Source organism: Streptomyces sp. NPDC059567 (genome assembly GCF_042735655.1).
GTDB lineage: Bacteria > Actinomycetota > Actinomycetes > Streptomycetales > Streptomycetaceae > Streptomyces.
The window spans coordinates 229,698-242,791 of the sequence record NZ_JBHWBS010000001.1; the positions used below are offsets into that span (position 1 = coordinate 229,698).

The 13,094-nt window shown below is 69.1% G+C and carries 11 protein-coding genes; 3 read left to right on the top strand and 8 right to left on the bottom strand.

Going from position 1 to position 13,094, the window contains the following annotated elements; all coding sequences use genetic code 11:
* Positions 1–121: 121 nt before the first annotated feature.
* Complete coding sequence (gene glmS / locus ACFVZW_RS00975; protein WP_384514800.1) at positions 122–1,939, bottom strand: glutamine--fructose-6-phosphate transaminase (isomerizing); 1,818 nt, start codon at positions 1,937–1,939, stop codon at positions 122–124.
* A gap of 33 nt (positions 1,940–1,972) precedes the next feature.
* Entirely contained in the window at positions 1,973–2,248 is a 276-nt protein-coding gene (locus tag ACFVZW_RS00980; protein WP_361439670.1) for a hypothetical protein, read from the bottom strand.
* 187 nt (positions 2,249–2,435) lie between these two features.
* Between ACFVZW_RS00980 and ACFVZW_RS00985 the strand changes: the two genes are divergently transcribed.
* The gene (locus ACFVZW_RS00985; protein WP_384514803.1) at positions 2,436–4,055 is read left to right on the top strand and encodes a beta-N-acetylhexosaminidase; all 1,620 of its coding nucleotides are present in this window, start codon (positions 2,436–2,438) and stop codon (positions 4,053–4,055) included.
* A gap of 52 nt (positions 4,056–4,107) precedes the next feature.
* Here the strand turns inward: ACFVZW_RS00985 and ACFVZW_RS00990 are convergent, their stop codons facing one another.
* From ACFVZW_RS00990 to ACFVZW_RS01015, 6 genes are all read right to left on the bottom strand, one after another.
* Positions 4,108–5,880 carry an IucA/IucC family protein gene (locus tag ACFVZW_RS00990; RefSeq protein WP_384514806.1) on the bottom strand — a complete coding sequence of 591 codons (1,773 nt, stop codon included), beginning with the start codon at positions 5,878–5,880 and terminating at the stop codon, positions 4,108–4,110.
* On the bottom strand, positions 5,877–6,500 hold the full coding sequence (locus ACFVZW_RS00995; RefSeq protein ID WP_384514809.1) for a GNAT family N-acetyltransferase: 624 nt from the start codon (positions 6,498–6,500) through the stop codon (positions 5,877–5,879). Before ACFVZW_RS00995 ends, ACFVZW_RS00990 begins: the two co-directional genes overlap by 4 nt.
* Positions 6,497–7,780: a lysine N(6)-hydroxylase/L-ornithine N(5)-oxygenase family protein gene (locus ACFVZW_RS01000; protein WP_384514812.1), complete on the bottom strand. Its 1,284-nt coding sequence runs from the start codon at positions 7,778–7,780 to the stop codon at positions 6,497–6,499. Before ACFVZW_RS01000 ends, ACFVZW_RS00995 begins: the two co-directional genes overlap by 4 nt.
* Complete coding sequence (locus tag ACFVZW_RS01005) at positions 7,767–9,206, bottom strand: pyridoxal phosphate-dependent decarboxylase family protein (protein ID WP_384514814.1); 1,440 nt, start codon at positions 9,204–9,206, stop codon at positions 7,767–7,769. Before ACFVZW_RS01005 ends, ACFVZW_RS01000 begins: the two co-directional genes overlap by 14 nt.
* A 150-nt stretch (positions 9,207–9,356) precedes the next feature.
* Positions 9,357–10,208, bottom strand: coding sequence for a siderophore-interacting protein (locus ACFVZW_RS01010; protein ID WP_384514816.1), 852 nt, complete (start codon positions 10,206–10,208; stop codon positions 9,357–9,359).
* 4 nt (positions 10,209–10,212) lie between these two features.
* On the bottom strand, positions 10,213–11,256 hold the full coding sequence (locus ACFVZW_RS01015) for an ABC transporter substrate-binding protein (RefSeq protein ID WP_384514819.1): 1,044 nt from the start codon (positions 11,254–11,256) through the stop codon (positions 10,213–10,215).
* Between the two features lie 457 nt (positions 11,257–11,713).
* Between ACFVZW_RS01015 and ACFVZW_RS01020 the strand changes: the two genes are divergently transcribed.
* Positions 11,714–12,439 (top strand): hypothetical protein, encoded by a 726-nt coding sequence (locus ACFVZW_RS01020; RefSeq protein ID WP_384514822.1) that lies wholly within the window; start codon positions 11,714–11,716, stop codon positions 12,437–12,439.
* 116 nt (positions 12,440–12,555) lie between these two features.
* Entirely contained in the window at positions 12,556–13,047 is a 492-nt protein-coding gene (locus tag ACFVZW_RS01025) for a hypothetical protein (RefSeq protein ID WP_384514825.1), read from the top strand.
* The last annotated feature ends 47 nt before the right edge of the window (positions 13,048–13,094 follow it).

Below are 13,094 nucleotides of genomic sequence, written 5' to 3' on the forward strand. Positions count from 1 at the left end.
CGCGGGTGAGCGTGCGTGACGGGGGGGGGCGGGGCGTGCCCGGCGTTGGTCGCGTGGTGGGGGTGACGGGCCCTGTTGACCCCGCTGCTCTCGGCTTCGCTCGAGCAGGGGGGACCCCCAGCTACTCGACCGTGACGGACTTGGCCAGGTTGCGCGGCTTGTCGATGTCGCGGCCCATGGCGAGCGCCGTGTGGTACGCGAGGAGCTGGAGCGGGATGCCCATCAGGATCGGGTCCAGCTCGTCCTCGTTCTTCGGGACGACGATGGTGTGGTCGGCCTTCGCCTGCGGCTGGTGCGCGACCGCGAGGATGCGGCCGCTGCGGGCCTTGATCTCCTCCAGGGCGGCGCGGTTCTTCTCCAGCAGGTCGTCGTCGGGGACGATCGCGACCGTCGGCAGGGCCGGCTCGATCAGGGCGAGCGGGCCGTGCTTCAGCTCGGAGGCCGGGTACGCCTCGGCGTGGATGTAGGAGATCTCCTTGAGCTTCAGGGAGGCCTCCAGGGCGACCGGGTAGCCCCGCACGCGGCCGATGAACATCATCGACTGGGCGCCCGCGTACTCCGCGGCGATCTTCTTGATCTCGTCCTCGGTCTCGAGGATCTCGCTGATCTGCGCGGGCAGCTTGCGCAGGCCCTCGATGATCCGCTTGCCGTCGGTCACCGAGAGGTCGCGGATGCGGCCGAGGTGCAGGGCCAGCAGCGCGAAGGCGGTGACCGTGTTGGTGAAGCACTTGGTGGAGACGACGCAGACCTCCGGGCCGGCGTGCACGTACACGCCGCCGTCGGCCTCGCGGGCGATCGCCGAGCCGACGACGTTGACGACGCCGAGGACGCGAGCGCCCTTGCGCTTCAGCTCCTGCACGGCGGCGAGCACGTCGTACGTCTCACCGGACTGCGAGACGGCGATGTAGAGGGTGTCGGGGTCCACGACCGGGTTGCGGTAGCGGAACTCCGAGGCCGGCTCGGCGTCGGCGGGGATACGGGCCATGGACTCGATGAGCCCGGCGCCGATGAGGCCGGCGTGGTACGAGGTGCCGCAGCCGAGGATCTTGATGCGGCGGATGGTGCGGGCCTCACGGGCGTCGAGGTTCAGGCCGCCCAGGTGGACCGTGGAGAAGCGGTCGTCGATCCGGCCGCGCAGCACGCGGTCGACCGCGTCGGGCTGCTCGGAGATCTCCTTGTGCATGTACGTGTCGTGGCCGCCCATGTCGTAGGAGGCGGCCTCCCACTCCACGGTCTCCGGGGTGGCCGTCGTCGAGGCGCCCGAGGTCGTGTACGTACGGAAGTCGTCGGCCTTCAGGGTGGCCATCTCGCCGTCGTCGAGGGTGACGACCTGGCGGGTGTGGGCGATCAGGGCGGCGACGTCGGAGGCGACGAACATCTCCTTCTCGCCGATGCCGAGGACGACCGGGGAGCCGTTGCGGGCCACCACGATGCGGTCGTTGAAGTCGGCATGCATGACGGCGATGCCGTAGGTGCCCTCGATGACCTTGAGCGCCTCGCGGACCTTCTCCTCCAGGCTGGTGGCCTGGGAGCGGGCGATCAGGTGGGTGATGACCTCGGTGTCGGTCTCCGACGCGAAGACGACGCCGTCGGCCTCCAGCTTGGCGCGGAGCTCCTGGGCGTTGTCGACGATGCCGTTGTGGACGACCGCGACCTTGTTCTCGGGGTCCAGGTGCGGGTGCGAGTTGATGTCGCTCGGCGCGCCGTGGGTGGCCCAGCGGGTGTGGGCGATGCCGGTGGTGCCGGTGAAGCGCTTGGGGACGCGGGCCTCGAGGTCACGGACCCGGCCCTTGGCCTTCACCATCTTCAGGCCGGAGGCCTTCGGGCTGGTGATCACGATGCCGGCGGAGTCGTACCCCCGGTACTCCAGCCGCTGCAGACCTTCCAGCAGCAGCGGGGCCACGTCGCGCTTTCCGATGTAACCGACAATTCCGCACATAAAGGTGTAACCCCTCCAAGGTAGTGGGTGTGCTCAGCCGTAGACGATGCGGCGCAGTTGTCGGAGCGAGAGCTCCGGCGGCGCCACGGCGCGGTGCGGCAGCTCGGCCGCGATGCGCTCGAAGATCTCGGCGTTCACGGCGCCACCGGACTGCAGTTCGCGGTGGCGGCGGCGGACGAACGTCTCGGTCGACTCGTCGAAGTACGCCAGTACGTCGAGAACCACCCGGGCGGCCTCACCGCGCTGCAGCGCGGTGCTGCGCACCAGGTGGTCGATGAGGTCGTCATGCGACGGGCGGCGTTCGAGCACCCGTGAATACTGAGGGGTACCCGGGTGACTTCGCAAGAATCCTGCCCGAAATCGGGCAGAGCTCTCCATGATCGCCGCCCTGGGCGGTCAAATTGGTCTACACCTTGACCGCGCAAGTGGTCCACGGTACGCATGGTGACTGTTCGGATACGCATATCCACAGCCGCGAAGTCCATCGAAAGGGACCATGTCTGTGAGACAGCGCAGAACGCTTCCCCGTGTGCTCGGTGCCCTGCTGCTCCTTGCGGCGGCCGGCATCTCCTGCGTCGGAGCCGCCCCCACCGCCCACTCCGCCGCCGAACCCGCCCTCCGTCCGCTCGGCCGGGTCGTCCCGGCCCCCGCCTCCGTGGCGCCCGGCGGACAGCCGTACACGATCAACGCCGCCACCCGCATCCGCGTCGACAAGGCCTCCCGCGAGTCCCGTGCCGTCGCCGACTACCTCGCCGGGATCCTCCGCCCCTCGACCGGTCACGCGCTGCCCGTCGTCGACGAGAACGCGGCGGCCGGCGGCATCCGGCTCCGCCTCACCCGGGACGCCGCGCTCGGCGACGAGGGCTACCGGCTGCAGTCGACACGCAGCGGCATCACCCTCACGGCCCACCGCCCCACCGGTCTTTTCCGGGGCGTCCAGACCCTGCGCCAGCAGCTCCCGGCGGCCGTCGAGAAGCGCACGGTGCAGCCCGGCCCCTGGCAGGTCGCGGGCGGCACCATCACCGACACCCCGCGCTACGCCTACCGGGGAGCGATGCTCGACGTCTCCCGCCACTTCTTCACGGTCGAGCAGGTCAAGCGCTACATCGACCAGCTCGCCCTCTACAAGATCAACAAGCTGCACCTGCATCTCTCCGACGACCAGGGCTGGCGCATCGCCATCGACTCCTGGCCCCGGCTCGCCACCTACGGCGGCTCCACCCAGGTCGGCGGCGGCCCCGGCGGCTACTACACCAAGGACGACTACAAGGAGATCGTCCGCTACGCCGCCTCCCGCCACCAGGAGGTCGTCCCCGAGATCGACCTGCCCGGACACACCAACGCCGCACTCGCCTCGTACGCCGAGCTGAACTGCAACGGAGTCGCCCCGCCGCTCTACACGGGCACCAACGTGGGCTTCAGCTCCCTGTGCGTGCCGAAGGAGGTCACGTACGACTTCGTGGACGACGTGATCCGCGAGCTCGCCGCGCTGACCCCCGGGAAGTACCTCCACATCGGCGGCGACGAGGCGCACTCCACACCCCACGCGGACTACGTCGCCTTCATGGACAAGGTCCAGCCGGTCGTCGCCAAGTACGGCAAGACCGTCATCGGCTGGCACCAGCTGACCGGCGCCACGCCGGCCGAGGGCGCGCTCGCGCAGTACTGGGGACTCGACCGCACCAGCGCCGCGGAGAAGGAGCAGGTCGCGGCGGCGGCGCGGAACGGCACCGGGCTGATCCTCTCGCCCGCCGACCGGGTCTACCTCGACATGAAGTACACGAAGGACACCAAGCTGGGCCTCGCCTGGGCCGGCTACGTCGAGGTGCAGCGCTCCTACGACTGGAACCCGGCGGCCTATCTGCCGGGCGCGCCGGAGTCGGCCGTGAAGGGCGTCGAGGCGCCGTTGTGGACGGAGACCATCTCCACGGACGCCCACGTCGACCAGATGGCGTTCCCGCGCCTGCCGGGCGTGGCGGAGCTGGGCTGGTCCCCGGCGGCGACGCACGACTGGGAGCAGTACAAGGCGCGGCTCGCGGAGCAGGGTCCGCGGTTCGAGGCGCTCGGGATCGACTACTACCGCTCGCCGCAGGTTCCCTGGCCCGCGGCCGAGTAGAACGACGCGCGGGCCCGGCGGAGGACCGTACTCCGCCGGGCCCGCGCCGGTCTCAACGGGTGAACCGCGCGATCGGGTTCACCAGGTCGCCGACGAGCTGGAGCGCCGCCGACGGGTCCGCCAGGTCCACCATCTGCTTGTTGTTGCGCAGCTGGAGGCGGTTGAGGGCGGAGAGCGCGAAGGTCTCCGCGAACATGTCGTACTGCGCGAACTTCTCCGCCAGCTCCGGCTTCGACTCCTGGTAGCCGCGCACGCACTCCGCGACCGTCCGCCAGAACGCGTCCTCGTCGAGCACTCCCTCCGCCGCCAGCGTCGACGCGAGGAAGCGGAAGAAGCAGTCGAAGACGTCCGTGAAGATCGACAGCAGCTTCATGTCCTCGGGGACCTCGGCGCGGACCCGCTCCACCGCCGGCGGCAGGACCGCGGCCGGGTCCATCACGCAGATCTCCTCGGCGATGTCCTTGAAGATCGCGCGGGAGACCGCCCCGCGCTCGTCGAGGGCCAGGATCACGTTCTCGCCGTGCGGCATGTAGACCAGGTCGTAGGCGTAGAAGCTGTGCAGCACCGGCAGCAGGTACGCGTCCAGGTAGCCGCGCAGCCACTCCGTCGGAGCCAGGCCCGACTCCTTGACGAGGGCCCCGGCGAACGACGCGCCCGCGTGGTCGACGTGGAGCAGCGAGGCCATCGTCGCGAGCCGCTCGCCCGGGGCCAGCGAGGCCACCGGCGACTCGCGCCAGAGCGCGGCGAGCATCTTGCGGTACGGCGAGTAGCGGTCGGTGGCGGCCTCGTACTCCAGGTGCCGGTAGCCGACGGCCGCCCGCTCGCGGATGATCGAGAAGCGGGCCGCCTGGAGGACGGAGTCGGCCTCGATCAGCCCCGCCAGCCAGTCGTTGATCGCCGGGGTCGCCTCCATGTACGCGGCCGAGAGCCCGCGCATGAAGCCCATGTTGAGGACCGACAGCGCCGTCTTGACGTAGTGCTTGGCCGGGTCGGAGGAGTTGAAGAAGGTACGGATCGACTGCTGGGCCAGATAGCCGTCGTCGCCCTCGCCCAGATAGACCAGGCGCTCCTGGGCGACCTCGGCGGCGAAGGTGACCGACAGCTTGTTCCACCACTGCCAGGGGTGGGCCGGCATCAGCAGGTAGTCCGCCAGGTCCAGGCCGCGTTCGGCGAGGATCTCGGCGAACCCGTCGACGGTCCTGTCGCCCAGCTCGGCGCGGATGAACGCGTCGTACTCGATGCCCGCGCCGGCCGTGAAGGTGGTGCGGTCGCGGCGCGCGGCCAGCCAGATCAGGTGGATCTCGCTGGCGGCCTCGGGGGCGTACGCGCGGTACTCGTCCACACCGAAGCCGAGCCGGCCGTTGTTGGCGACGAAGCAGGGGTGACCCTCGGTCATCCCGGTCTCGATCGCCTGGAAGTCCGCGCGCGCCAGCTCGGCGGCGGTGACCTGGGGCTTGGTCGACTTGAACGCCGTACCGGCCAGGGTGGAGGAGATCTCCTCCAGATAGACCGGCAGGATCTCGTCGCTCAGGCCCAGCGAGCCGCGCAGCTCGGTGATGAACATCAGGGCGTCGAGGGGGAGCTGCTCCTCGCCGCGGTGGCGGCTGATGGACTCCGGGTAGACGTGCCAGTGGTCGAGCGCGAAGCGGTCGGCGGTGAACCGGTACTCGGTCGCGCCGTCGTCGCCGAGGACCTTGTAGCGGCTCTCTCCCAGCTCCTGCGGGTTGAGGAGGCGCTCGTGGGCGAACTCGGCGAGACCCTTGCGGATCAGCGCGCGGTTGGCGTCCGCCCAGCGGGCGGGGGTGAGGTGGGCGACGGGGTTCACAGGGACGCACCTCCGACGAGCGAGTTCGTCAGGCTCGACCGGTCATCCTTCTCGCCGGGGGTCCGGGGGTCGTCCCCCGGGAATTCGCCGTATGCGGTGGCTCCCACGGCGGTCTCGAACTGCGCGCGGGTGCAGAAGCTCAGCAGGGCCTGCTTCTCCGGCTTCTGGATCTCCCGTTCCGGCACGAAGCCGACGGCCTCGTTGAGCGCGTGGACGGCGGTGTTGCGGACGTCCGGCTCGACGACGACCCGCTCGGTCGCCGGGTCGGCGAAGAGCTCGGCCATCACGGCGGTGATGACCGTCCGGGTGAAGCCGCGCACGGGGGTGTCGGTGGGCGCGACGAGGAAGTGCATGCCGACGTCGCCCGGGAGCGGCTCGTACAGGCCGACCAGTTCGACGTACCGGGGGTCGTACCGCTCCATGAGGAAGACGGGCTTCTCGTCCACCAGGCCGATGAAGGCGTCGTGGTGCGGGTGGGCGGCTATCGCCATGTACTCGCGCTCGACGTCCTCGAGCTTCGCGTCCTGCATCATCCAGAAGGCGGCTTTGTGGTGAGTGACCCAGGGGTGGATCAGCTCGGCGTCCCCGAGAGGATCGTAGGGACGGATGCGAACGGTCATACCGCGAACTCCTGGAAAGCGATGGTCTTCTCGACGGGGTAGTAGTCGGAGCCCAGCATGGCGCCGATGATGTACGCGTTGCGGTACGCCCCCATGCCCAGGTCGGGCGAGGTGATGGAGTGCGTGTGCACGGCGGCGTTCTGCAGGAAGACGCCGCGTCCCGTCGTGTCGATCGAGTAGTTGCGGGCCACGTCGAAGCGGCCCTGTCCGTCCCACGTGAGGCGGTCCTTGACCGGCTCCAGGAAGGCGGGGACGGCGTACTTGTAGCCGGTCGCGAGGATCAGGCCCTCGGTCTCGACGGTGAAGTCCTTCTCCTGTTCCTCCTGGTGGAAGCCGAGCGTGTACGTGCCGCTGGTGTCGTCGTACGCGGCGGAGTGCAGCGCCGAGTTCGTGAGCAGGCGCGTGGAGACCGGGCCGGCCAGGTTCTTCTGGTAGAGCAGGTCGAAGATCGCGTCGATCAGCTCGCCGTCGATGCCCTTGAACAGGTTCTTCTGCTGGGTCTCCAGGCGGTACCGGGTCTGCTCGGGCAGCGCGTGGAAGTAGTCCACGTACTCCGGCGAGGTCATCTCCAGCGTGAGCTTGGTGTACTCCAGCGGGAAGAAGCGCGGCGAGCGGGTCACCCAGTTGAGCCTGTAGCCGTGGACGTCGATCTCGGACAGGAGGTCGTAGTAGATCTCCGCCGCGCTCTGGCCGCTGCCGACCAGGGTGATCGACTTCTTCTTCTGGAGCTCCTCCTTGTTCTGGAGGTAGCGCGAGTTGTGGATCAGGTCGCCGCCGAGGCCCTGGCAGGAGTCGGGGACGTACGGCGGGGTGCCGGTGCCGAGCACGATCCGGCGGGCACGGAAGGTCTCTCCGGCCTCGGTCGTCACCACGTACTCCTCGCCGGCCTCGTCGTACGAGACGGAGGCGACGGTGGTGGAGAAGCGGATGGAGGAGAGCTTCGCGGCGGCCCAGCGGCAGTAGTCGTTGTACTCGGTGCGCAGCGGGTAGAAGTTCTCGCGGATGTAGAAGGAGTAGAGCCGGCCCTTCTCCTTCAGATAGCTGAGGAAGGAGTACGGGGAGGTCGGGTCGGCGAGCGTGACCAGGTCCGACATGAACGGGGTCTGGAGGTGGGCGCCTTCGAGGAACATCCCCGAGTGCCACTCGAAGTCCGGCTTGGACTCCAGGAAGAGGCCGTTCAGCTCGTCGATGGGCTCGGTCAGGCAGGCGAGGCCGAGGTTGAACGGACCGAGCCCGATGCCGATGAAGTCGTACGTGTCGGGGATATCAGGCGTGGACAAGGGTCTCTCCCAGGTACTGCTCGGCGTGGCCGGCTATCAGATCGAGGACGGCGGCGATGTCCGCCAGGGTCGTCTCGGGGTTGAGCAGGGTGAACTTCAGGTACTGGCGGCCGTCGACCTTGGTCCCGGCGACGACGGCCTCGCCGGAGGCGAAGAGCGCCTTGCGGGCGTAGAGGTTGGCGCGGTCGATGTCCGCGGGCGAGGTGACGGCCTCGGGGATGTAGCGGTAGACGAGCGTGGACAGCTGCGGCTGGACGACCACGTCGTAGCGCGGGTCGGCGGCGAGCAGCTCGAAGCCGGCCGCGGCCAGGTCGCAGACCTCGTCGAAGAGCTCTCCGACACCGTCGGCGCCCATCACGCGCAGGGTCATCCACAGCTTGAGCGCGTCGAAGCGGCGGGTGGTCTGGAGGGACTTGTCGACCTGGTTGGGGATCTGCTCCGCGATCGTGCGACGGGGGTTGAGGTAGTCCGCGTGGTACGTGGCGTGGCGCAGCGTCGCTCCGTCCCTGACCAGGACGGCGGAGGAACTCACCGGCTGGAAGAAGGACTTGTGGTAGTCGACGGTGACGGAGTCCGCGTGCTCGATGCCGTCCAGGAGGTGGCGGCGGTCGCGCGAGGCGAGGAGTCCGCAGCCGTAGGCGGCGTCGACGTGCATCCAGGCGCCGTACTCGTCCGCCAGGGCGGCGATCTCGGGCAGCGGGTCGATGGAGCCGAAGTCGGTGGTGCCGGCGGTGGCGACGATCGCCATCGGGGTCAGCCCCTCGGCGCGGCAGGCCTCCAGCTCGGCGGCGAGGACGACGGACTGCATCCGCTTGGTGCGGTCGACCGGGATCGAGATGACGGCGTCGGCGCCGAGGCCGAGGAGGGTGGCCGACTTCTGCACGCTGAAGTGGCTGCACTCCGAGGAGAAGATCCGGAGTTTCGCCAGGTCCTTCGTCTTGGCCTCCTCGCGGGCGAGCAGGAGCGCCTGGAGGTTGGACTGCGTACCGCCGCTGGTGAACACGCCGTCGGCGGCCGGTCCGAGGCCGATGCGGCCGCAGGTCCAGTCGATGAGCTTGCGCTCGATGAGGGTGCCGCCCGCGCTCTGGTCCCAGGTGTCGAGCGAGGAGTTGACCGCCGAGAGGACGGCCTCGCCGAGGACGGCGGGGATCACGACCGGGCAGTTGAGGTGGCCCAGGTAGCGCGGGTGGTGGAAGTAGACGGCGTCGCGGAGGTAGACGCTCTCCAGCTCGTCCAGAGCGGCGGACGAGTCGCCGAGCGGCTTGTCGAGGTCGACGGCGTCGACGGTGGGAGCCAGCTCGGCGGGGGTCACGCCGGTGAACGGGCGACGCGTCGTGGCGAGTTTGGCCGCCACCCGCTCGACTCCTTCGGTGACGGAGCGCCGGTAGCTCTCCGCCGTGGCGTCATTGAGCAGGTGCGAGCGCATGTGGGGGGTCCTCCCGGGGACGGGGACTCGATCAGTTCGAAGTGAGGTTAGCCTAACCTAACTTTGGCGCAAAATAGCCCCCCATCCATGGCTGGATGAAGGGCTATTGAGTGAACGTACGGGGCGGCAACGCGCCGCCCGGCCGTCCTGCTAAGCGTCGTCCTGCGTCTCGTCCGGCACCTCGCGCAGAGCGTCCTCGGACAGTCCCTTGCGCCAGTAGCCGACGAACGTCACACGTCGGCGGTCCAGTTCACGCTCCCGCACGAAGTGACGGCGCAGCGCCTTGACCGCACCGGACTCGCCCGCGATCCAGACGTACGGCGCCCGGCCGGGCAGCTCGGCGGCGCGCACCGCGTCCACACCGGAGGGCGCACCCTCCTCGCGAATCAGCCATGTGACGGTGGCGTCGGCCTGCGTCGCCAGCTCCAGGCGGTCGCCGGAGTAGGGGACTTCGAGATAGACGTGGGCGCGGGTTTCGGCCGGCAGCCACTCCAGGATCGCCGCGGCGGCCGGAAGGGCCGTCTCGTCCGCCCAGATGAGTACGGAGTCGGCGTCGTCCGGCAGTTGGAAGCGGACGGCGGTGTTGGCCGGAACCGCGGGACCGAGAACGACCACCCGGTCACCCGGCTCGGCGCGCTGCGCCCAGCGGCAGGCGGGGCCGCCGTCCTCGTGCAGCGCGAAGTCGATGTCGACCTCGTTCCGCGGCTCCGTGCGCTGCTCCCGGACGGTGTACGAGCGCATCACGGCCCGCTCGTCGTCCGGCATCGCGCGCCAGGCGCCGAGGATCGCGTACATGTCGGGGTTGTCCAGCGGCGGCAGGACGGGGGCCTCCTGGCCGGGGTGCGGCAGGAAGAGGGAGAGCGACTGGTCGCGTCCGCCGGCGGCGAAGGACGTGAGGTCCTCTCCCGTGAAGGTGACGCGGACCAGGGACGGGCCGAGCCGCCTCGTCCTGTCGACCTGGAGGTTGAAGAACCGGAACGGGGCGGTCTCGGCGGTCGTCATCGGGTCAGGCCACCTTCTTCGCGTTCTCCAGCGCCTTCGCCAGGTCCTCCAGGAGCGGGGCGCACTTGGCGTAGGAGTAGACGGGCTCGGTCACGCGCGGGAAGACCTGGCCGGCCTTGACGGCGGGCAGCGCGGCCCAGGTCGGCTTGGCCTTCAGGGCCTCCGGCTGCAGGGCCGAGGTGCGGTTGTCGAGCAGGATGACGTCGGCCTTGTACTTGTCGACGTTCTCCCAGCTCAGGAGCTCGAACCAGCCGCTGGGGTCCAGCTTTTCGGGCTCGACCATATTGACGCCGAGCTCCTTGAAGAAGAGCGTGTCGGCGGGGCGTCCCGGCGTGGAGACGTAGAAGATGTCCGGGTAACCGGAGCCGATCAGGACCTTGATGTCCTTCTTCGCCTGGGCGGCCTTGCGCAGGCGTTCGGCGGCGGCCTCGAACCGGGCCTTGTCGTCCTGGACCTTCTTCGCCGTGACGTCCGCGCCGAGGGAGGTGGCGAGGTCGACGTGGCGCTGGAGCACCTTGGGCATCGAGGAGCCGGCGGCCCAGAGCGCGACACTCGGGGCGATCTTGAGGATCTTGTCCTTCTGCTCGGCCGGGACGTACCAGAGGTCGTTCTTCTCCCACATGTCCGTGATGAGGACGTCGGGGTTGAGCTTGAGGTACTCCTCGATCTTGAACTCGTTGTAGATGTTGCCGATGACCGCGACCTTCGCGATGTCGAGGTCGCCGGCCTGGACGTCGGGCTTCTTCTCCTTGGTCTTCGGGTCCTCGACGTACGTCGGGCCGAAGACGCCCTTGACCTCGACGCCGAAGTCCTTGAGCGCGGCGGCCATGCCGGTGAAGGCGACGATGTTCTTCGGAGTCGACTTCGTCTTGACCACCTGGCCGCGGTCGTCCTTGAACTCCCAGCCGCCGGACTTCGCCGCGGCGGAGGAGCCACCGCTCGTCTTCGGTTCGTTGCCGCAGGCGGCGAGCGCGGCGCCGAGCCCGAGGGCGCCGCCCGCGGCCAGCAGACCGCGACGGGTGAGGGGGGAGGTGGGGACGTGCGCCATGGGACGGTCTTCCTTCGTCGGTTTCCGGCCAGTCGATTCAGATGGGAGTGAGGGTAGCCTAACCTCACATCCCAGCCCCCCTCTGGGGTCGGGATGTGTCCTTGCGGATGGGCGCCGGTGGGGCATCTTGCCTGGTCGATAGCTTCCCGTTACCTCAAGAGCCCGGCGAGATGCTCTAATGATCAAGCTGTGGCTGCAGGGGCGGTGCCGAATCGGTGAGCCCCGATGCCGCCTGTTGGGGCGCAAACTTGACCGGTTTGCGGGTTGTGGGGGAATCAAGTTGCTGGGCGTCTCTCCGTCGAGGGTTTCACTCTGCCGTTCCGCGGTCTTCGCGGTGGCCGTTTCCTTCGGCGCGATCTCCTGCGCGGGGGGAAGCGCTGACGCACCGTCAGCGGGCGCCGGTCCGGCGGCCCTTGACGGTGGGCCGGCCGGCTGGACCTTGCCGCTGCAGGCGTACATGCCCGACAAGGGGCAGCAGGAACTGATCCGGGACGCCCGGGAATCGCTCGTGGCCTCCTGCATGAAGCGTCATGGGTTCGCCTACAAGCCCGCGCCGAAGCTTCCCCAGTACGGGCCGAAGTCCCTGACCGACCTCCGCTACGGCATTCATGACGCCGAGGTGGCCGCACAGTACGGGTACAAGCCCGCGGTCGATCTGGCCATGGTCGCCGAGCAGGAGCGCAAGGCGATGCAGAGCACCGTGCTGCCGCCCGAGCAGGAGGCCGTGCTGACCGGCCAGGCCGGAGCCGGGACGGCGCCCTCCGGCGGCTGCCTCGGCGAGGCGCACAGCCGGATCATCGGTCCCGGCGAAGCGGAGTCCACCCTGCCGCAGGACCTGGCCAACCAGGCCTACATCAAATCCAAGGAGAGCCCGGCCGTAAGGAAGGCCTTCAGCGGCTGGTCGGCCTGCATGAAGTCCCAGGGCTACCAGTACGCCGAGCCGATGGACGCGGTCAACGACCGCAGGTTCGCGAGCATGAAGGCCGGGTCGCTGGAGCTGGCGACGGCCAAGGCCGACCTCGGCTGCCGCGAGAAGAACTCCGTCGTCAAGACCTGGTACACGGCCGAGGCCGAACTCCAGAAGAGCGCGGTCGAGCGCAACGCGGAGCGTCTGCAGACCGTCAGGTCCGACCTCGAGAAGGCGGTCAAGAACGCTGCCCGGGTCCTGGGCAAGAGCGGCTGACCACCTCGCGCCCGCGACGCCGGGCGTCTGATGTCTCCCAATGTTCCCCAGGGCGAATCGGCAGTGCCCTGGGGCCGATTGTCCATTTCGTGCTGCCGCATTACAGGGGAAAGTCAATGAATATCCGTACCGTGATCCGGAGCGCCATGGTCGCCTCCGTTTCCGCTGTCGCGCTGGTGTCGTCGACGATGACGGCCCAGGCCTACAACTGGCAGGAGGACGCCAACTGGGGTGACCCGGCCGCCTGTTCCGGCAGTGAGTTCAAGTTCACCTTCCACTTCAACTCGAATGCCGCCGGCGCCCGCCGCAACCTCGGCTACAACCACGCCAACCTGGCCGCCACGGACATGTACCACGTGCCCGGCACCGCGGACCCCGACCTGGACTACCCGCTGAAGTTCTGCCCCGGCACGGGCAACGGTTCCGGCCAGGGCCTCAAGAACAACGCCGCCTCGGTGACCAACAGACACACCTCCTTCGCCGGTTACGTCTACTACTCCAGCTGGTGGCAGGGCGCCTTCGACGCGACGGCCCCGGCCACTCCGCTGCCGCGCTCGCGCAACCTGGCGAACACGTACAACGAGAACGCCTCTTTCAAGTGGCAGTGACGCTCCACCACTGAACCGTCGCCCCCACCCCTGGCGCGTGTGCCCCG